The sequence below is a fragment of the Streptosporangium sp. NPDC053982 genome (genome assembly GCF_055585205.1).
Map to the genome: position 1 here is coordinate 120,670 of NZ_JBVJKQ010000015.1, position 18,952 is coordinate 139,621.

Consider the following 18,952-nt stretch of genomic DNA (forward strand, 5'->3'; position numbering starts at 1 on the left):
AGGAAACCGCGTCCGATCCAATTGGCGTAGACCAGTGAATTGACGCGGCCGGCGGTCGCCCTGGCCCCTCACCCGCCCGGCTCCCGGACGTATGAGCTGGCAGGGGGCATGTCGATTGAGACGACCTACCCAAAAGAAGCGAGCCTAAAAAAGACGCTTACCGCAGTGGTATAGGCCACTGAGAAAGGTCTAAACCAATCAATGAACAGGTTCAGACCAATTCGCGGCCGTTTTCCCTGACCAGGCTCACGAATCCAGGTCGGGTCCGGCGGCCCGGACCTGGTCCACGTGCCGCAGCGCGTCCCGCAGATCCGCCAGCCAGGAGTCGGTGTTCCTGCCGACCAGACGGACGCACCAGGCCAGCGCGTCACTGCGGCTGCGGGCCACTCCGGCGGCCACGAGGGTGTCCAGCACCCGGCGTTCCGGCTGCCTCAGCCGCGTCATGACGGGGACCGACAGTGTGGTGAACATCACCGTCTCGTCGCCCACCTCGATCCCCCAGGAGACCTTGCGGCGGAAGCGGCGCTCCGCCTCCAGGGCGATCTCGATGCGCCGCTCCCGGGTCTCCTCGCGGAACCGCTGCATGCCGCCCTCCAGTGCTGCGGCGCGCTCCACCTCCGAGACGTCGTCGGCGAAGGAGGGTGCGGGGAGCCGGCCGATCACCGTGATCTCCTCGCGGTCCAGGACGATCTCGGGCTGCCCCTCGAACCAGTCCTCGGGCAGCCGCCCGGAGAACCAGCCGCGCAGCTTCTGTGTTGCTTCCTCGATATCCATGTAATCGACATTACAACGCTAAAGACGTTGGGAACAGGGGCGGATCCGCCGTACGCGGGAAACGGGCGCGGGCAGGCCATGCGGCCGTCCGGGCGGGACGTCCGGGAAGGCGAGCGCGTCGCGTGGCCGGCCGGGGCCGTACGCGGGGGGGTGGGGGGAAGGACCCCGCGGGTCAGCGGACGCGGGCCGCGGCGACCGGGCTGACCCGGACGACCCCGGCGAGGTTGCGGGTGCTGATCGGGCTGAACTTGACCACGTCACCGGTCCGCGGAGCCTGGAGCATCTTGCCGTCGCCCCAGTAGATCGCCACGTGCGAGACGTACCCGGGGTTGGTGGGGTCGGACCGCCAGAACAGCAGGTCGCCGGGCTGGGCCTGGGAGAGCGGGACCTGCGGGCCGGTGACGAACTGCTGGTGCGTCACCCGGGGCATCCTCACGCCCGCCTGGGCGAAGGCCCACTGCACCAGGCCCGAGCAGTCGAAGGTGTCGGGTCCCTCGGCCCCCCACACGTACGGCCGGCCGAGCTTGCCGGCGGCCGCGGTGAGGGCCACCCTGATCTGGCCCGCGGTCATGAAGGAGCCCGCCGGCCAGACCGTGCGCCCGGGCTGCTTCCCGGACTCCTTCCCGGGCTGCTGCACGGGCGCCCGCAGCACCGGGTCGATCGCGGCGACCTGGCTGCCCTTGGGCAGGGCCCGCAGCAGGGCGGCGCGCAGCCTGGCGGTGCCGGCCCTGGGCGCGCTCACCACCAGCGCGTTGTTCTCCGGGACGCCCAGCGCCCGCGCGGTGTCCCGGGAGACGACCGCGTCGATGGCGCCCATGCCCATCGTCGCGTAGGCGCCCACCCGCAGGTTGCGCCCGGCCGCGTTCACGACCTTGCCCAGCGGCATGCCGCCGTCGTTGCCCAGGACGAAGGAGACGGCCATCTCGCCGGTGGCGACGTTGTGCCAGAGGCGGTCGGAGCGGGCGGTCGGCTTGGGAGTGTAGGCGCGGAACGTCGAGGGATCGACCCCCAGGGTCTGCACGCGCTTGCCGTCCATGCCCACCTCGGCGGCGTCGGCGCGCTCCACCGCCCGCACCCCGGGGATCTGGGCGACCTTCGCGACCACGGCCGAGCTCAGCGCCCGGTTCGCGACGACGAACATGCTGGGCTTGTGGATCGAGGTGAGCGGCGCCACCCGGGGGGACGCGTTCCCCGTGGCCGCGGGAGCCGGCGTGGCGGCGGCCCGGACGGTCTCCGTGGTGACCGGCCTGCGCAGGGCGACCGTGGTCTCGGGGACCCGCTCGGGCAGGGTGACGACGACCAGCGTCCCGGCCGCCAGGGCGGTGACGAGGAGGAGCAGGACGACGGGGAACAGGCGCCGGCGCCGCGGGAGGCCGGGCTCGGCGCGCCGGATGCGCGGCGCGTAGGCGAGGTCCTGCCGGGCCTCGTGGATCAGCTGGGAGACGCGCGTCCGCCCCTCGAACACGTCGTCTCCTTCCCTCAACCCGGTGCCAGACCAAGAGTGCCGGAAATCAGGCGATGACGCACGGAAAGCCGCTAAAAGTTCTCTAACGACTTATCGCCGCGCGACCGGAACGGCGCTCTCCCCGGCGGCGCGCGGACCTACGCGGCGCGAAGCCCCCGCACACGGAGATCCGCCGGGACGGTGTCCCGGCGGATCCGCCGGCTGGGAGCATCTCGGCCCGGAAGGTCACGGGCCGGCGGGTCAGCTGCCGACGTACGGCACGGCGTCGAGGATCTCCACCGAGTTGGAGCGGCCGTTCGGCATCGTGTAGGTGGCCTTCTCGCCCACCTTCTTGCCGTTGATCGCCGAGCCGAGGGGCGACTTCGGCGAGTAGACGTCGATCGGGGCGCCGCTCTCCTCACGGGAGGCCAGCAGGAACGTGACCTCCTCGTCATCGCCCTCGAAACGGACGGTGACGGTCATGCCGGGGCCCACGACGCCCTCGGTGCGGGGCGCCTCACCCACCTTGGCGTTGTCGACGATCTGGCGGAGATGGAAGATCCGGGCCTCCATCTTGCCCTGCTCGTCCTTGGCGGCGTGGTAGCCGCCGTTCTCCTTCAGGTCACCCTCTTCGCGGGCCGCCTCGATCTTCTTGGCGATGTCGACGCGCCCGGGCCCCGAGAGGTATTCCAGCTCCGCCTTCAGGCGGTCGTACGCCTCCTGAGTGAGCCAGGTGACGCTCTCGTTGTGGGAGTCGGCCACGGGTTCTCCTTGCATCCTCTTGAAGGGGGCTTCGTACTCGGACAGGCATTCGTACGCTGGGTGGCGCACGGTCGAATCTCGACAGGCTAACAAGTTAACGGCTCGAACGCTTCCCCAAATATCTCACTATACGAGATGACAGTATTGGACCGAGCCGGAAGTCGCCTGGGCACTGGTCTGCAGCCGCTCGGTGAGGCGGATATATCCCTTACCAGCAGGAATATCGATCTCACGGCTGCCCACTTCGACGTGGTTGACGTCCACGGCCCGCAGCCGGCAGACGGCGGCGCGGTCGGACGGCTTGACCACCTCGAAGGTGATCTGCAGGGAATCGCTGCGGTTGGCGTCGAACGCGATGACCTCGTCGATGACGTCGGTGCTGCCCTTCGACGCCCACATGACGTAACCCCATCCGGCGGCGCACACCGCGCACAGGATGGCGATCACTATGTGCACGACGAAGTTGCCCCGGCGGCGCTCCCGCTCCGGGAAGTCGCCGGGACTGCCGAGCACGGGCCGGGGCTCCCGGCCCTGCTCGGCCTCACTGATGGCCATGACGGAATCTCCAAGCACTACCGCGGCGTTGTCCGAGACAATTGTCCCCCGCGGGGGCGTCGCCCCCGCGACCGCCCACGAGAAACTAACCTCTCTCTAGAGTGCCTCAGGCCGGGTTGTGGAACGGCACGGCGCTCCAGGGCTCGCGCGGGCGGCCGGTCCCCCGGGCCGCGGCGGGGCAGACGGAGATCCGAGCGTGACAGACAGATGAGCGTGACAGACAAAGAGGAGACAGCGAGCCCCGTGAGTGCACCGCTGAGGCTTATGGCCGTTCACGCGCACCCCGACGACGAGTCGAGCAAGGGCGCCGCCACGATGGCACGTTACGTCGCCGAGGGCGTGGAGGTGCTGGTCTGCACCCTCACGGGCGGAGAGCGCGGTTCCATCCTCAACCCCAAGATGGACCGTCCCGACATCCTCGAGAACATCGGCGAGGTCCGCCGCCTGGAGATGGAGCGCGCCCGCGAGATCCTGGGCGTGCGGCAGCGGTTCCTGGGCTTCGTCGACTCGGGCCTGCCCGAGGACGAGAACGAGCCGCTGCCCGAGGGCTGCTTCGCCCTCCAGCCGCTGGAGACCGCCGCGGCGCCGCTGGTCGCGGCCGTGCGCGACTTCCGGCCGCACGTGATCCTCACCTACGACGACGACGGCGGCTACCCCCACCCCGACCACATCATGACCAACAAGGTCTCGGTGGAGGCGTTCGAGGCGGCCGGCGACCCCGACCGCTACCCGGACGCCGGCGAGCCCTGGCAGCCCCTGAAGCTCTACTACCACATGGGTTTCACCCGGGAGCGGTTCGAGGCCCTGCACGAGGCGATGGTCTCCCGCGGCCTCGGCTCCCCCTACAGCGACTGGATCGCCCGCTGGGAGGACCGCCCGCAGAAGGACAGGTGGCCGGTCACCACCCGGGTCCCCTGCGGGGACTACTTCGAGGTCCGCGACCAGGCGCTGATCGCGCACGCCACCCAGGTCGACCCCGACGGGTTCTGGTTCGTCTGCCCGCGCGACGTGCAGATCGAGGTCTGGCCGACCGAGGACTACCACCTGGCGCGTTCCCTGGTGGACACCGAGCTTCCCGAGGACGACCTGTTCACCGGTGTCCTGGCCGAGGAGACCTCCCCCGCCCGCCACTGACGGGACCGCCGGGGGGCGGTGGCAGACTTGAGAGGTGACTTCCATCGTGTTCGCCGCCGCCCAAGGCGACGTCAGCCCGGGTGTGCTGGGCTTCCTCGTCGTCGCCGCCATCGGCTTCGCGCTTTTCCTGCTCGTCAAGTCGATGCGGAAGCAGATCTCCAAGATCGACCTTCCCGCCGAGCGGGACCCCCGCAAGCCCGGCGGAAACGCCTGACCGCATCCGCCGCGGGGTCCCGCCGGCCGTGCCCCGGGAGCGGGGCCGGCGTTCCCGCGCCGGTGGGACCGGCGTCTCCGCGCCGCTCGCGGCCGGGCCGCCGTACGCCGCCACCCGGCCCGCGCGGCCCGGCCGTACGGGCTCGGCCCGCCGTGACCGGGCCCGCCGCGGCTCCGGCCGTACGGCCGCTCAGCCGGCCTCCGACCAGGCCCGGTCCAGGGCCCTGGGCAGGCCCCAGTGGCCCAGCGGGGTGAGCACCTCGCTCCGGTCGACGATCCCGAGGCAGGCCCACAGCGGCGTGACCGACCCGAACAGCGCCTCCGCCGACTCCAGGTCCTCCGGCTCGTCCATCCGGACGTCGATGTCCTCCGACTCCGCGATGAGCCGGGCGATCCGCTCCGGTGAGGCCAGCACCCCTGGGCCGCGCCTGGCCAGCGCGGCCACCACCGCCAGCCAGTCGGCGTGGTCGATCGCGCACAGCGCCGCCAGCACGGAGTCCTCGGAGTTCAGCTCGCCCTCCAGGTCGGCGAACGCGTCGGCCGTGTCGCCCTCCTCCGGCAGGTCGGAGATCGGCCCGGCTATCCCCGCCGCGACCGTGAGCCACAGCTCCTCGTCGTCGGCCGGCAGCGGGCCGCCCTCGTAGCCGGCGCAGGCGCGCAGCACGTTGCCCGGGTAGCCGGGGACCGTCATCAGCTCGCGCAGCCGGGTGCTCGCCGCCCGCAGCGCCTCTCCGGGCCGCTCGGCCTCGGGCAGGTCGGCCATGATGCGCCGCAGCTCGCCGAGGGCGAACGCCTCCTCCTCGTGCCAGGCGGCCGACAGCTCCTCGTCCTGCTCGTCGCTCACCGCGTCCCTGGGCACCCGCCCGTCGGGCAGCGGGGCGCCGAGCCAGCGCTCCTGGATCTCCTCGTAGGAGGCCCTGGCCGACTCGTCGCCCAGCGCGAGGGCGTCCGGATCGACCTCGCCCGCGGCGACCCGCCGCTCCAGGTGGGCGACCAGCCGGTGGAACATCTCCTCGGCGACCGGCCCGCGCTCGTCCTCCTCGGGCCAGACGAACATACTCCGGGTCAGCAGCAGCGGCTCGGTGCCGGTGGACTCCAGCCAGCGCTGCACGTCGCCCACGGTCGCGGCGCCCGACTCGATCGCCCCCAGCGCCGTCCTGGCGGACTCCCAGAAGGGCGCGGTCAGCGGGTTGCCGGCCCGCTCCATCGCCCGGCGCAGGTCGGGAAGGGCCACCAGTGCCACGCCGGACGGCACGGCGAGCAACGCGCGCACCACATCACGCCGGGTCAGCTCCGCGACCGGCCTTGCGGCGTGCACGCGGACGAAGTCGAGATCCACGCTCAACGAGCCTACGCCCCGAACCCTCCCGAACACACCTATCCCCCGCTCCCGGCGGCGCGCCGCCCCGCCGAGCCGTACGGCGCCCCCGTACCCCCGCGCTCCCGGCGGAGAGCGTCAGGGGTGATCAGAGCGGCGAGGGGGGCGGCTGGGGGAACCACGGGCTGACGATGGAGGCGCGTTTCAGGGTCTGCAGGCCCATCGTCACGTCCACGTCGCGGATCCCGGGGATCGCGCCGAGGGTGCCGGTGAGGAAACCGTGCAGGTCCGAGTACTCCGCCACCGCCACCTCCCCGCAGATGGTGTGCTCGCCGGCCGTCGCGCACAGGAGCAGCACCGACGGATGCCGTGCCAGCTCCTCGGCCACCGCGTCGACCCGGTGCGGGTCGACCCGCAGCCACAGGAACGCCGTCACCGGCAGTCCCAGCGTCTCCGGCTCGACGATCGTGCGCAGCCTCAGCGCGCCGGACCTGCACAGGTTCTCCACCCGCCGGCGCGCGGTGCTCTCCATGGTCCCCACGCGGGCCGCGAGGTCCCGCCAGCGCATCCGGCCGTCCTCGGCGAGGGCCGCGACCAGCAGCTCGTCCACGTCGGACAGCGGCGGCACGAGTTCGGTGGGGTGCGCCCTGTCCCAGCGGTCGAGCCGGCCCGCGCGCAGGGCCGTCACCGCCGCGGGGTCCAGCAGGCCCGGGTCCCAGCCCACCCCGGTGGTGAAGCGGCGCAGCACGATCTCGGAGCTGCTGCCGACGACCCCGTCCAGTTCCGGCAGCCGCAGCAGGGTGAGGTCGAGCAGGTCGCTGCGGTCGGCGGCCACCAGTTCGACCAGGCAGTCGGCCGCCCCGGAGACCAGGGAGACGAACCGCACGCTCGGCCAGCCGGTGAGCGCGTTGGCGACCGACACCGTCCTGCGCGGCTCGCACCGCACCCGTACGAACACGGGCACGCCGCGGCCGGTGGCCAGCACGTCGAGGGTCGCCGCGACGTGGACCAGTCCCGAGGAGAGGATCCTGGCCGCGCGCCGGGACACCGTGGCCTCGGAGACGTTCACCGCCCTGGCGACCGCGGGCCAGCTCGCGCGCGGGTCGGCGATCAGGGCGGCGATGACGCGGAGGTCGACCTCATCCATGCGAGCGACATCCTTCACCCGGCAAGCACAAATTGACGTATTCATGCAGATTTATCATCAACATTGCTGTTTAGCGTATGCAAGTCGCACTATGTGATGCATCATCACCCCCCTCCCTATTTCTTCCGTGGAGTCGCACATGTCCTCCTCCACCACGGCCGCCCCCGGGGCCCGGACCGCGGGTGGCACCGCGAACGCGCTGGTCGGCGGCACCATCGGCAACTTCGTCGAGTGGTTCGACTGGTCGGTGTACGGGTTCTTCGCCGTGTACTTCGCCGACCAGTTCTTCCCCGGCGGCGGCACCACCGCCACCCTGTCGACGCTGCTGGTGTTCGCGATCAGCTTCTTCATGCGGCCGGTCGGCGCGACCGTGCTCGGCGTCTACGCGGACCGGCACGGGCGCCGGCACGGCATGACCCTCACCATCCTGCTGATGGCCGGGGGCAGCCTGCTCATCGCCCTGGCCCCCACCTACGACGCGGTCGGCTGGCTCGCCCCGGCGATCCTCATCGTCGGCCGGCTGCTGCAGGGGTTCTCCACCGGCGGCGAGTTCGGCACGTCGGCCTCGTTCCTCGTCGAGTGGGCCAAGCCGGGACGCCGCGCCTTCGCCGGATCCTTCCAGCAGGTCTCGGTGGTGCTGGGCATCCTGTGCGCGTCGCTGAGCGCCACCGTGCTCACCCGGGTCCTCGACGACGCCGCCATGTCCTCCTGGGGCTGGCGGGTCCCGTTCGCCCTCGGCGCGGTGATCGGCCTGGTCGGCATGTACATCCGGCGGCGCCTCGCCGAGCCGGAGGCGTTCCGCCTGCTGGAGCAGAGCGGGAAGCGGGAGCAGCGCCCGCTGGGCGCCATGACCGCGGGTCACCGGCGCGGCGCGTGGTTCGTGTTCGGCATCTCCATCGCCGGCTCAGTGATCACCTACATGTGGCTGACCTACCTGCCCACCTACGCGGTGCTCACCCAGAACGCCGACAAGGCGGACGCGCAGCTGGCCAACACCCTCGCACTCGCCTTCTTCGTCGTGATCCTGCCGTTCGCGGCGCTGCTGTCCGACCGGTTCGGACGCCGGCCGACGATGCTGGTCTACGCGGCGGCGTTCGTGATCCTGCCGTTCCCCCTGCTGTCCATGCTGGGCCCGAGCTTCGGCAGCGTGCTGATCGTGTCGCTGGTCGGCATGGCGTTCCTGTCGCTCAACCACTCCAACCTCGCGACGGTCTTCGCCGAGCTGTTCCCGCCGCAGGTCCGCACCATCGGCATCGCCCTGCCGTACGCCATCTCGAACGCGATCTTCGGCGGCACCGCGCCCAGCGTGATGCAGTTCTTCGGCGCCCGCGGCAACCTCTGGGCCGTCCCGCTCTACGTCAGCGTCTGCGCGCTGGTCACGGGGGTGTTCTTCTACTTCATGCGGGAGACCAGGGGCGTGGACACGCACGACGTGGAGATGCGCGCGTGATCCCCCTCGCCGCGGACGTGGACCGGCTGCCGCCGTACCCGCTGGACCTCGACGACCGGCAGCGCGAGCGGGTGGACCGCCTGATGTCCGGGACGGTGGTGTCGCTGCACGACCACCCGGTCCGGCTGCCCGACCCCCTCACCCCGGAGAGCTGGGCGGAGTACGGCGAGAGCGGGACCGAGCACCTGGGACACGCCGGCCTGGAACGTTCCGGGCTGGACGTGGTGCTGGCCAGCTCGCTGGCCGAACCCGACCAGGACCGGCTGCTGCGCTGGGCCCGCCGGATGCGCGACGCCCTCGCCGCCGTCGCCTCCGGGCCCGTGATCCTGCCGGCCCTGGAGGACCTGGGCAGCATCGGCGCCGACCTGGACGGCATCGCGGACCTGTACGACGCCGGGATCCGCTCCGCCGGCCTCGCCTACAACGCGGGCAACCCCCTCGGGGGCGGGCTCGGGCAGCCGGTCGACGGGGGCCTCACCCCGCTCGGCCGGCGGGCGGTGGCCGAGATGAACCGGCTCGGCATGCTGGTCGACCTGTCCCACACCGGCGACCGCACCGCCGTCGAGGCCGCCGCGATCAGCGAGGCGCCGGTGGTGATCAGCCACGCCGGCGCGCGGACCCTGTGGCCCAGCCCGCGGATGAAACCCGACGACGTGCTGCGCGCGGTCGCCGGCACCTCGGGGGTGATCGGCGTGGAGGCAGCGCCGGGCTCCACCAGGGTGGAGGGCAACCCCGAGCACGACCTGGACGCGGTGATGGCGCACGTCGAGTACATCGCGGAGCTCGTCGGAGTCGACCACGTCGGTCTCGGCCCCGACACCTTCTTCGGCGACCACACCGGCCTGTACGCGGCCGCCGGATGGGCGCCGCAGCCGGTGCCCGGCCACGAGGGGCTCGCGCTGCCCGGGTACGTCTCCGGCATGGAGAACCCCGCGGAGGCGCCGCGCAACGCCGCCGGCTGGCTGGTACGGCGCGGCTGGACCGACGCCGACATCGCCAAGATCCTCGGCGGCAACGCCCGCCGCGTGCTCGACGCGGTGCTGCGCTGACCCGCCGTACGCCCGGTCACATGCCCGGCCGTACGGCGGGCACGCCCCGTACGGCGGCCGGGCCGCCGTACGGCCGGCTCTCCCCGTACGACCCGTACGGCGGCCGGCCCGCCGTACGGCCGACCCACCCCACGACGAAGGAGATCCCTGTGAGCGGCGCCGCCGCCGAGATCCACGAGCGGATCGAGGAAGAGATCCGCGGGCTGTCGGACGACCTGATCGGCCTGAGCCTGGACCTGCACGCCCACCCCGAGCTGGCGATGAACGAGAAGTACGCGGCCGGGCGGCTGACCGACCTGCTGCGCGCGGACTTCGCGGTGGAGGAGGGGGTGGGCGGCCTGCCCACCGCGTTCCGCGGCACCGCGGGCGCCGGGTCGCCGGTGCTCGCCTTCCTCTGCGAGTACGACGCGCTGCCCGGCATCGGGCACGGGTGCGGGCACAACCTGATCGCGGCCGGCGGGGCCGGCGCGGCGATCGCGCTGCGCCGCGCCGCGCCGGAGCTGCCCGGCACGGTGACCTGCGTCGGCACGCCGGGCGAGGAGGGCGCGGGCGGCAAGGTGCTGCTGCTGGAGGCCGGCGTGTTCGACGGCGTGGACGCCGCGCTGATGTTCCATCCCGGCGACACGACGATGCCGATCCGGCACGCCACCGCCACCCGCCAGCTCGTGCTGGAGTTCCACGGCGTGGCCGCGCACGCGGCCGCCAGCGCCCAGGACGGGCGCAGCGCGCTGGCCGCGATGATCCAGTTCTTCACCGGGGTGGACGCGCTGCGCCAGTTCGTGCCGGAGACCAGCCGCCTGCACGGGATCATCACGCACGGCGGTGACGCGCCCAACGTGGTGCCCGCCTACACCCGCGCCGAGTTCATGGTCAGGGCGCTCACCGGCGACGTCGTGGACGACATCGTCGGCCGGGTCGAGGCGGTCGCCGGCGCCGCCGCCACCGCGACCGGGACGACGGTCCGGATCAGCCGGGGACTCGGCTACGCCGAACGCAAGAACAACCACCTGATCGCCGGCCTGGTCGCCGGGCACCTGCGCCGCCAGGGCGTCACCGTCGAGCAGCCGGTGCTGCGCGGCGGCACCGGCTCCTCCGACATCGGCAACGTCAGCCTGGTGCTGCCGACCGTCCACCCCTACCTGCAGGTGATGGACACCGGCACGCCGACCCACTCCGCGGCCATGGCCGAGGCGGTCGCCCTGCCCCGGGCGCAGCAGGCCATGCTGCGGATGGCCACCGCGCTGGCCTGCGCCGGAGCCGACCTGCTCGCCGACCCCGAGCTGTTCGACGCCGCGCGGGCGGAGTTCGCCGTCAGCGGGCCGGACCTGCCGTCATGACGTCCCCGTGGCCCCGCGACGTGACCGACGTGGTCGCCGTACGCCGTGACCTGCACGCCCACCCCGAGCTCGGCTTCACCGAGATCCGCACCGCCGCCAGGGTCGACACCGCGCTGCGCGACCTCGGCTGGAGCGTCCGCTCCGGGCGGGAGGTGTTCGACGCGGCCGGGCTGCCCGGCCTGCCCGGAGCGGCCGTGCTGAAGCACGCGGCCGGCCGCGCGGCGGCCGAGGGCGTGCCGGAGGACCTGGTGACCCGGTTCTCCGGCGGCTGCACCGCCGTGGTCGCCGCCCTGCGCGGCGACCGGCCCGGACCGACGGTCGCGCTGCGCTTCGACATGGACGCGCTGCCCATCACCGAGACGGCCGACGACGGCCACCCGCCGCTTCTGCGGGGCTTCGCCTCCCGGCACCCGGGCGTGATGCACGCCTGCGGCCACGACGGGCACGTCGCGATCGGCCTCGCCCTGGCCGCGGCCCTGTCCACACGCGACTTCCCCGGCACCGTGCGGCTGCTGTTCCAGCCCGCCGAGGAGGGGGTGCGCGGCGCGCAGCCCATGGTGGCGGCGGGCGCCTGCGCGGACGTGGACGTGCTGCTCGCGATCCACCTCGGATTCGGCCTGCCCAGCGGGCGGCTCGCCCCGGCGGCCACCGAGCTGATCGCCACGTCCAAGCACCTGGCCAGGTTCACCGGCCGCGAGGCGCACGCCGCCAAGGCGCCCGAACAGGGGCGCAACGCGCTCCTCGCCGCCGCGACGGCCACGCTGAACCTGCACGCGCTGCCCCGCTTCGCCGGGGCGGCCACGCGGATCAACGTCGGGCGGCTGCAGGGCGGGGTCGCGGCCAACGTGATCGCCGGAGAGGCGGAGCTGGCGTACGAGACGCGCGCGGACACGGCCGGCGTGGCGGACGAGCTGGCGCGGCGCGCCGAGGTCGTCGTACGCGCCGCCGCGGCGATGCACGAGGTCGACGTCGAACTGACCCGCACCGGGCACGCAACCGCGGCCACGACCGACCCGGCGGTCGCGGCGGCGCTGACCTCCGCCGCCGAGGGGCTGGCCGAGGTGCGCGCCACCCATCCGCTCGGCGCGAGCGACGACGCGAGCCTGCTGATGCGGGCCGTGCAGGAGGCGGGGGGCGTGGCGGGCTACGCCGTCGTCGGGTCGGACGGCCCCGGCCCTCCCCACTCCCCCGGATTCGACGTGGACGAGGAGGTGCTGCCGGTGGCGGTGGCCTGGCTGGAGCGAGCCGTACGAGGAGGACAGTGGTGAGCGGGACCTACACCGTCGTCGGCGGTGGCGCCATCGGCGGCACGATCGCCTTCCACCTGGCCGGGGCCGGCCACCGGGTGCTCGTCGTCGACTCCGACGCCGCGCAGGTGGCGGCGGTGCGCGAGCGGGGCCTGACCATCCGCCGCGCCGACGGCACCGAGCGGACCGTGCGGATCGAGGCCCGCACCCCCGGCGAGGTGACGGAACCGCTGCACGACGTGCTGCTCGCGGTGAAGGCGAACGCCACCGCGACGGCCGCGCGGTGGATCGCCCCCAGGCTGGCCGAGGACGGGTTCGTGGTGAGCCTGCAGAACGGCCTGTGCGAACCGGAGATCGCGGCGGCCGTGGGGGCCCGGCGGACCGTCTCCGCCTTCGTGAACCTGTTCGCCGACCTGGTCGAGCCGGGGGTGATCGCCGACGGCGGGCCCGGCGCGCTGGTGGTCGGCGAGCTCGACGGCACGGCCGGCCCCCGGGTGCGGAGGATCGTCGCGGACCTTCAGGCGTGGGGCCCGGCGACGGCGAACGGGAACGTCGCCGGTTTCCTGTGGTCCAAGCTCGCCTACGGCGCGGTCGCCGCGGCCAGCGCCACCAGCGACGACCCGGTCGCCGACACCATCGAGCGGCATCCCGGGCTCACCGTCGCGCTGGCCCGGGAGGTCTACGCCGTCGCCGCGGCGCAGGGGGTCACGCCGGAGTCGTTCGACGCCTGGCGGGCGGACGCGTTCGCCGAGGACGCGCCGCCGGACCTCACGCGCGCCGCCCTGGCCGGGTTCTGCGCCTGGCTGCGCACGCAGCCGAAGACCAGGACCGGCATCTGGCGGGACCTGGCGGTCCGGCGCCGCCCCACGGAGGTCCCGGCCCAGTACGGCCCCGTACTGCGCCTCGCGGAAGGCCACGGCCTCCGGTGCCCCGGCGTCGAGGCCGTGCTCCGGCTGATCGGCGAGCTGGAGGCCGGACGGCGGCCGATGTCCCGGGACAACCCGGCCGAGCTCGAACACGCGGTCCTCGGCGGGAACACCGGCACGGCGTACGGCGGGAGCCCCGGCGCGGTTCACGGCGGGAGCCCCGGCGCGGTTCACGGCGGGACACCGGGCGCGGTTCACGGCGGGACACCGGGCGCGGTTCACGGCGAGGCACCGGACACGGTTCACGGCGAGGCCCCCGGCGGGGACCCCGAGGCGCTTCACGACGAGGAGAGGAACACCTGATGTCACGTCACGTACTGATCACCGGAGTCGCGGGCGGCCTCGGCGGCGCCATCGCCGAACGGTTCGCCGCGGCGGGCGACCGGATCACCGGGGTCGACGCCCGGGAGGAGCCGCTGCGCGAGCGGCTCGGCGCGATCGCGTCGGCGTACGGCGTCGCCACGGACGCCGTCACGGCGGACCTGGGCGGCCCCGGCGCGGGGGAGGTCGTCGACCGGGCGTGGCAGAGGTCCGGCCCGGTGGACGTGCTGGTGAACGCGGCGGGCATCTGGCCCGCGACCCCGCTGCTGGAGATGACCGCGCCGATGTGGGACCACGTGCTGGCCGTCAACACCCGGGCCCCCATGCTGACCACGGTGGCGCTGGCCCGGCTGGCCGTGGCCGAGGGCCGCCCGGCGAGCGTGGTCAACCTGGCCTCGGGCGCGGCGATCCGGGCCAGACCGGGCGCGGCGCACTACTCGACGTCCAAGGCGGCGCTGGAGATGCTCACCCGCTCCTGCGCGGTCGAGCTGGGCGCCGCGGGGATCCGGGTGAACGCCGTGTCGCCCGGGTTCGTGGCCGGCAGCAGCCAGGAGGTCAACCCGATCACCGAGGAGTACGCGGCGGCGGTCTCCGGCAACCCGCTCGGCCGGATCGGGCAGCCGGCCGACGTGGCCGCCGCGGTGTTCTTCCTCGCCTCACCCGAGGCCTCCTGGACCACCGGCGCGGTGCTGCGGGTGGACGGCGGCTCGTCGGCGGGCAACCCCGCGCTTCCGGTGCACTGGACGGAACCCACCTCGGCGCAGTCACCCCGCTGACCCGCCGTCTCCTCCCGGTCCGCCGGGAGCGCGGCCCCGGCACGCCCGCGAGGCGGCGCCGGGGCCTGTGAGAGTGTGGGCGTATGAACAGGCTCGCCGGTGAGACCTCCCCGTACCTGCTGCAGCACGCGGACAACCCCGTCGAATGGCGCCCCTGGGGACAGGAGGCGTTCGACGAGGCCCGGCGCAGGGACGTGCCGCTGCTGATCAGCGTCGGCTATTCGGCCTGCCACTGGTGTCACGTCATGGCGCACGAGTCCTTCGAGGACGGCGAGACCGCCGCGCTGATGAACGAGCACTTCGTCAACGTCAAGGTCGACCGGGAGGAGCGTCCGGACGTGGACGCGGTCTACATGACCGCGACCCAGGCCATGACCGGCCAGGGCGGGTGGCCGATGACGGTCTTCGCCACCCCGGACGGGCACCCCTTCTACGCCGGCACGTACTTCCCGCGGCCCCACTTCCAGCGGCTGCTGACCGGGGTCGCGAGCGCCTGGGCCCGTGACCGCGAGGCGGTGCTGGACCAGGGCTCGAAGATCGTCCAGGCGCTGAACGAGCAGGCGGCGCTGCCGTCGGGCCCGGTGCCGGACCGCGACACGCTGGACCGGGCCGTGCGGAGCCTGCGGCAGTCCTTCGACCCCGACCGCGGCGGGTTCGGCGGGGCGCCGAAGTTCCCGCCGTCGATGGCCCTGGAGTTCCTGCTGCGCTACGCCGCCGCCTCCCGGCCCACCGCCCCGGAGGGCGACCGGAGCGCCGCGGGCGAGGCGGCGGCCATGGCCGAGCGGACGCTGGAGGCGATGGCGCGGGGCGGCATCTACGACCAGCTGCGCGGCGGCTTCGCCCGATACAGCGTGGACGCCGGCTGGGTGGTGCCGCACTTCGAGAAGATGCTCTACGACAACGCCCTGCTGCTGCGGGTCTACACGCACTGGTGGCGCTCGACCGGGTCGGTGCTCGCCCGGCGGGTGGCGCTGGAGACCGCCGATTGGCTGCTGGCCGAGATGCGCACACCCGAGGGCGGTTTCGCCTCGGCGCTGGACGCCGACAGCGAGGGCGTGGAGGGGAGGTTCTACGTCTGGACGCCCGAGGAGATCACCGGGGTCCTGGGCGAGGACGACGGAGCCTGGGCCGTCTCGCTGTTCGAGGTGACCGGCACGTTCGAGCACGGCGCCTCGGTGCTGCAGCTCCTGGCCGACCCCGACGACCCCGAGCGGTTCGCCCGCGTCCGCGCCGCCCTGCTGGCCGCCCGGTCCGAGCGGGTACGGCCCGGCCGCGACGACAAGGTGGTGGCCGCCTGGAACGGCCTGGCGATCGCCGCCCTCGCCGAGGCCGGGGCGCTGTTCGACCGGCCCGACCTGGTGGAGGCGGCGCGGGCGGCGGCCACCCTGGTCGACGAGGTGCACGTCGACGGAGGCCGGCTGCTGCGCACGTCGCTCGGCGGCCGGGCCGGCACCGGCGCCGGCGTCCTGGAGGACTACGCTGACCTGGCCGAGGGTCTGCTCGCGCTGTACGGCGTGACCGGTGAGGTCCGCTGGTTCCGGCTCGCCGGGACGCTGCTGGACGGCGCGCTCGACCGGTTCGCGGACGGCGCCGGTGGGTTCTTCGACACCGCCGATGACGCCGAGCGGCTGTTTCAGCGCCCGCAGGACCCCACCGACAACGCGACCCCGTCGGGGTGGTTCGCCGTCGCGGGCGCGCTGCTGTCGTACGGGGCGCTGACCGGTTCGGCCCGGCACCGGGAGGCCGCGGAGGCGGCTCTGGGCACGGTGAGCGTCCTGGCCGACCGGCACGCCCGGTTCGCCGGGTGGGGGCTGGCGGTGGCCCAGGCGGCCGTCTCCGGCCCCGTGGAGGTCGCGGTGGTGGGCCCGGCCGGTGACCCGGCGACCGTCGCGCTGCACCGTGCGGCCCTGATGTCGCCCGCTCCGGGCATGGTCGTGGCGCTCGGCGAGCCCGGCACGGCCGACGTCCCCCTCCTGGAAGGCCGGGGGACGGTGGACGGGGCCCCGGCGGCATACGTGTGCCGCGGGTTCGCCTGCCGGATGCCCGTCACCACGCCGGAGGCGCTCCGGGCCGAGCTGACCGCCTGACCCGCGGGCGGCGCGGCCCCGGGCCGGCCGAAAAGGCCGCCGCGGGGCCGGGCGGATCACCGCGTCATCCGCGGCATCCGTGTGGGAGCCGTCCGGGACGCGGCGGAGCGGTCAGGCGACGGGAACCTCTGGAAGGCGGGGGCCGTCCGGGGCGCCCGGCGCGGTCAGCCGACGGGGAACCGCTGGGCGGGGCCCTCCTGCCGGGCGGGGTCCTGGGTGCGGGGGTCGCCGCCGCCGGTCCCGTCGCCGAAGCCCTGGCCGGGGCCGCCGTCGCCCGTGCGGTCCGGTGGGCCGTTCCGGGGGTCGTTCTGCGGGCCCGTGCCGTCGCCCTGGCCGTCCCCGGGGCCGTCGTCCCGGGGGCCGGTCCCGCGGTCCCCGGGGTCGGGGGACGGCGGGCCGTCGTCGAACGGCGGGGCGGACGGGTCGTCGCGGAAGCCGCCGTCGCCGTAGCCGTCGTCGCCGTAGCCGTCGTCGGGCGAGGCGGAGGGGCCGTCGCCGCCGTAGGGGTCGTAGCCGTAGTCGGACGGCTCGGGGAACTCCTTGACCGGCTTGCCCTTCATCGCCTCGGCCATGAAGGCCCGCCAGACCTGCGCGGGGTAGCTTCCGCCGTACTGGACGGCCCCGTTGATGACCACCGGCTTGTGGTCGTCGCGGAACATGTCCACCGCGGTCGCGAGCTGCGGGGTGAAACCGGCGAACCACACCGACGCCGAGCCGTCGGTGGTGCCGGTCTTGCCGGCCACCGGCCGGTCGTAGAGGCGGGCGGCCGAGCCGGTGCCGCCCTCGACGACCTGGGTGAGCGCGTAGGTGGCGTCGGCGGCGGTCTGCTCGCCGAAGGCCCGCCTGCCCTTGGCGTCGAACTTCGTGACCTTGCCCAGGGCGTCGGTCACCGACCGGATCACGTGGGCGTCACGGTGGACGCCGCCCGCGGCGAACGTGGCGAAGCCGGAGGCGTTCTGCACCGCGCTCACCGACGCCACGCCCAGCGGGAGCGTGGGCGCGCCGCGGTGCGGGGTGAGCTGCTCGGCGGGGATGCCCGCGGCCTTGGCCGCCTTGACGACCTTGTCCAGGCCGACCTTCTGCCCGAGGTCGACGAAGGCGGTGTTCACCGAGTTGCGGGTGGCGGTGACGAGGTCGATCTGGCCGTAGGAGGTGCCGCCGGAGTTGGGGATGGGGTCCTCGGGGGCGGAGGCGACCGTCATCGGCGAGTTGCCGTTCACCCGCGTGCCGAGGCCGAGGCCGTTCTCCAGCGCCGCGGCCAGCGTGTACGCCTTGAACGTCGAGCCGGCCTGCACCTTGGCGGAGAAGGAGTTGTCGAACTTGTTGGCGTCGTAGTCGCGCCCGCCGTAGAAGGCGACGACCTCGCCGGTGCCGGGGTCGACGGCGGCCAGGCCGGTGCGGACCTTCTTCGTGGTGCCGGCGGGCATGACGGAGGTGACGGCCCGCTGGGCCGCGGCCATGAGGTTCTTGTCGAAGGTCGACACGATCTTCAGGCCGCCCTGGTTGACGGCCTCGTCGGTGTATCCCCGGCGTTTGAGCTCGGCGGCCACCTGGTCGAGCATGTAGCCCTGCTGGCCCTTGAGGGAGAAGACCGGGCGGGGCTTCCTGAGGGTGGGGAAGGTGGTGGCGGCGGCCTGCTGGGGCGTCAGCGCGCCGATCTGCGTCATGCCGTCGACCACCGACCGCCAGCGCGTCCGGGCGGCGTCGAGGTCGGCGCCGTGCGGGTCGGCGAACCGGGACGGCTGCTGGATCACCGCGGCGAGGTAGGCGCCCTCGGCGACGTCGAGCTTGGCGACGTCCTTGCCGAAGTACGCCTGGGCCGCGGCCTGGACGCCGTCGGCGCCCCGGCCGAAGTAGATCGTGTTGAGGTACTGCTCCAGCACCCAGTCCTTGGGCTTGGACTGGTCGACCTTCAAGGAGATCATCACCTCCTTGAGCTTGCGGACGATGGAACGTTCCTGGCTCAGGCCGCTGTAGTAGTTGCGGACCATCTGCTGGGTGATCGTCGAGCCGCCCTGGAGCTGCTGACCGGTGACCGTGGACCACATGGCGCGGAAGGTGCCCCTGAGCGAGACGCCCTTGTCGTCGTAGAAGGAGCGGTTCTCGGCGGCGATGACGGCGTTCCTGACGCTCTCCGGCACCTGGGCCAGGGGCACGCTGCGGCGGTTGACCCCCTGCTTGGCCAGCACGGTCTTGCCGTCGCGATAGTAGATCACCGAGCCCTGCGCGGTGGCCTTCGGCTGTGTGCTGTCCGGGATGGGGGTCATCGCCCACACCACCCCGAGAACGCCCACCATGGAGACGATGACGACGCCCAAGGCGATCAGCGTCAGCCGCAGGAACCGCCGTCCCGGCCTTCTCTTCCCGCCCTCTCGCACGCGGTGACCCCCATCCCCTGGCGCGGCCGACCCC

At 73.6% G+C, this 18,952-nt stretch carries 16 protein-coding genes; 9 read left to right on the top strand and 7 right to left on the bottom strand.

Annotation, left to right across the window (positions count from 1 at the left end; genetic code table 11):
* Positions 1-246: 246 nt before the first annotated feature.
* The 4 genes from ACZ6W9_RS27050 to ACZ6W9_RS27065 all read right to left on the bottom strand — a co-directional run bounded on the left by ACZ6W9_RS27050 (position 247) and on the right by ACZ6W9_RS27065 (position 3,535).
* The gene (locus tag ACZ6W9_RS27050) at positions 247-774 is read right to left on the bottom strand and encodes a hypothetical protein (protein ID WP_362931163.1); all 528 of its coding nucleotides are present in this window, start codon (positions 772-774) and stop codon (positions 247-249) included.
* A gap of 172 nt (positions 775-946) precedes the next feature.
* On the bottom strand, positions 947-2,239 hold the full coding sequence (locus ACZ6W9_RS27055) for a C40 family peptidase (RefSeq protein WP_389956789.1): 1,293 nt from the start codon (positions 2,237-2,239) through the stop codon (positions 947-949).
* Between the two features lie 240 nt (positions 2,240-2,479).
* Complete coding sequence (gene greA / locus ACZ6W9_RS27060) at positions 2,480-2,995, bottom strand: transcription elongation factor GreA (RefSeq protein WP_389956792.1); 516 nt, start codon at positions 2,993-2,995, stop codon at positions 2,480-2,482.
* 111 nt (positions 2,996-3,106) lie between these two features.
* Positions 3,107-3,535 (bottom strand): DUF4307 domain-containing protein, encoded by a 429-nt coding sequence (locus tag ACZ6W9_RS27065; RefSeq protein ID WP_389956795.1) that lies wholly within the window; start codon positions 3,533-3,535, stop codon positions 3,107-3,109.
* A gap of 243 nt (positions 3,536-3,778) precedes the next feature.
* On the opposite strand from ACZ6W9_RS27065, the gene mca reads away from it, so the two are divergent.
* On the top strand, positions 3,779-4,669 hold the full coding sequence (mca, locus tag ACZ6W9_RS27070; RefSeq protein ID WP_389956798.1) for a mycothiol conjugate amidase Mca: 891 nt from the start codon (positions 3,779-3,781) through the stop codon (positions 4,667-4,669).
* A gap of 34 nt (positions 4,670-4,703) precedes the next feature.
* The gene (locus ACZ6W9_RS27075; protein WP_470120280.1) at positions 4,704-4,883 is read left to right on the top strand and encodes a hypothetical protein; all 180 of its coding nucleotides are present in this window, start codon (positions 4,704-4,706) and stop codon (positions 4,881-4,883) included.
* 189 nt (positions 4,884-5,072) lie between these two features.
* On the opposite strand, the gene ACZ6W9_RS27080 is transcribed toward ACZ6W9_RS27075, so the two are convergent.
* Together ACZ6W9_RS27080 and ACZ6W9_RS27085 are read right to left on the bottom strand one after the other, a co-directional pair.
* Positions 5,073-6,221, bottom strand: a complete 1,149-nt coding sequence (locus ACZ6W9_RS27080; RefSeq protein WP_470120282.1) for a hypothetical protein — start codon at positions 6,219-6,221, stop codon at positions 5,073-5,075.
* Between the two features lie 127 nt (positions 6,222-6,348).
* On the bottom strand, positions 6,349-7,347 hold the full coding sequence (locus tag ACZ6W9_RS27085) for an Lrp/AsnC family transcriptional regulator (RefSeq protein ID WP_470120284.1): 999 nt from the start codon (positions 7,345-7,347) through the stop codon (positions 6,349-6,351).
* 139 nt (positions 7,348-7,486) lie between these two features.
* Here ACZ6W9_RS27085 and ACZ6W9_RS27090 point away from each other — a divergent pair, with 139 nt between their 5' ends.
* The 7 genes from ACZ6W9_RS27090 to ACZ6W9_RS27120 all read left to right on the top strand — a co-directional run bounded on the left by ACZ6W9_RS27090 (position 7,487) and on the right by ACZ6W9_RS27120 (position 16,540).
* Complete coding sequence (locus ACZ6W9_RS27090) at positions 7,487-8,797, top strand: MFS transporter (RefSeq protein ID WP_389956809.1); 1,311 nt, start codon at positions 7,487-7,489, stop codon at positions 8,795-8,797.
* Positions 8,794-9,846: a dipeptidase gene (locus ACZ6W9_RS27095; protein WP_470120286.1), complete on the top strand. Its 1,053-nt coding sequence runs from the start codon at positions 8,794-8,796 to the stop codon at positions 9,844-9,846. Before ACZ6W9_RS27090 ends, ACZ6W9_RS27095 begins: the two co-directional genes overlap by 4 nt.
* Positions 9,847-9,866: 20 nt before the next feature.
* Complete coding sequence (locus ACZ6W9_RS27100) at positions 9,867-11,183, top strand: amidohydrolase (RefSeq protein WP_389956815.1); 1,317 nt, start codon at positions 9,867-9,869, stop codon at positions 11,181-11,183.
* Positions 11,180-12,451 carry an amidohydrolase gene (locus ACZ6W9_RS27105; RefSeq protein WP_470120288.1) on the top strand — a complete coding sequence of 424 codons (1,272 nt, stop codon included), beginning with the start codon at positions 11,180-11,182 and terminating at the stop codon, positions 12,449-12,451. Before ACZ6W9_RS27100 ends, ACZ6W9_RS27105 begins: the two co-directional genes overlap by 4 nt.
* Complete coding sequence (locus tag ACZ6W9_RS27110) at positions 12,448-13,659, top strand: ketopantoate reductase family protein (RefSeq protein ID WP_470120290.1); 1,212 nt, start codon at positions 12,448-12,450, stop codon at positions 13,657-13,659. The genes ACZ6W9_RS27105 and ACZ6W9_RS27110 overlap by 4 nt, the downstream gene beginning before the upstream one ends.
* A complete protein-coding gene (locus ACZ6W9_RS27115) occupies positions 13,659-14,453 on the top strand; it encodes an SDR family NAD(P)-dependent oxidoreductase (RefSeq protein WP_470120292.1) in 795 nt (264 codons plus the stop codon). The genes ACZ6W9_RS27110 and ACZ6W9_RS27115 overlap by 1 nt, the downstream gene beginning before the upstream one ends.
* An 83-nt stretch (positions 14,454-14,536) precedes the next feature.
* Entirely contained in the window at positions 14,537-16,540 is a 2,004-nt protein-coding gene (locus tag ACZ6W9_RS27120; RefSeq protein WP_470120294.1) for a thioredoxin domain-containing protein, read from the top strand.
* Positions 16,541-16,704: 164 nt separating this feature from the next.
* On the opposite strand, the gene ACZ6W9_RS27125 is transcribed toward ACZ6W9_RS27120, so the two are convergent.
* Positions 16,705-18,918: a transglycosylase domain-containing protein gene (locus tag ACZ6W9_RS27125; RefSeq protein ID WP_470120296.1), complete on the bottom strand. Its 2,214-nt coding sequence runs from the start codon at positions 18,916-18,918 to the stop codon at positions 16,705-16,707.
* Positions 18,919-18,952 lie beyond the last annotated feature (34 nt).

What these genes read in the sequence shown, in the direction of transcription:
- ACZ6W9_RS27050 (WP_362931163.1), bottom strand. Translation starts at nt 774, where the DNA reads ATGGATATCGAGGAAGCAACACAGAAGCTGCGCGGCTGGTTCTCCGGG.
- greA (WP_389956792.1), bottom strand. Translation starts at nt 2,995, where the DNA reads ATGCAAGGAGAACCCGTGGCCGACTCCCACAACGAGAGCGTCACCTGG.
- ACZ6W9_RS27065 (WP_389956795.1), bottom strand. Translation starts at nt 3,535, where the DNA reads ATGGCCATCAGTGAGGCCGAGCAGGGCCGGGAGCCCCGGCCCGTGCTC.
- ACZ6W9_RS27085 (WP_470120284.1), bottom strand. Translation starts at nt 7,347, where the DNA reads ATGGATGAGGTCGACCTCCGCGTCATCGCCGCCCTGATCGCCGACCCG.
- ACZ6W9_RS27090 (WP_389956809.1), top strand. Translation starts at nt 7,487, where the DNA reads ATGTCCTCCTCCACCACGGCCGCCCCCGGGGCCCGGACCGCGGGTGGC.
- ACZ6W9_RS27100 (WP_389956815.1), top strand. Translation starts at nt 9,867, where the DNA reads ATGCCCGGCCGTACGGCGGGCACGCCCCGTACGGCGGCCGGGCCGCCG.
- ACZ6W9_RS27105 (WP_470120288.1), top strand. Translation starts at nt 11,180, where the DNA reads ATGACGTCCCCGTGGCCCCGCGACGTGACCGACGTGGTCGCCGTACGC.
- ACZ6W9_RS27115 (WP_470120292.1), top strand. Translation starts at nt 13,659, where the DNA reads ATGTCACGTCACGTACTGATCACCGGAGTCGCGGGCGGCCTCGGCGGC.
- ACZ6W9_RS27120 (WP_470120294.1), top strand. Translation starts at nt 14,537, where the DNA reads ATGAACAGGCTCGCCGGTGAGACCTCCCCGTACCTGCTGCAGCACGCG.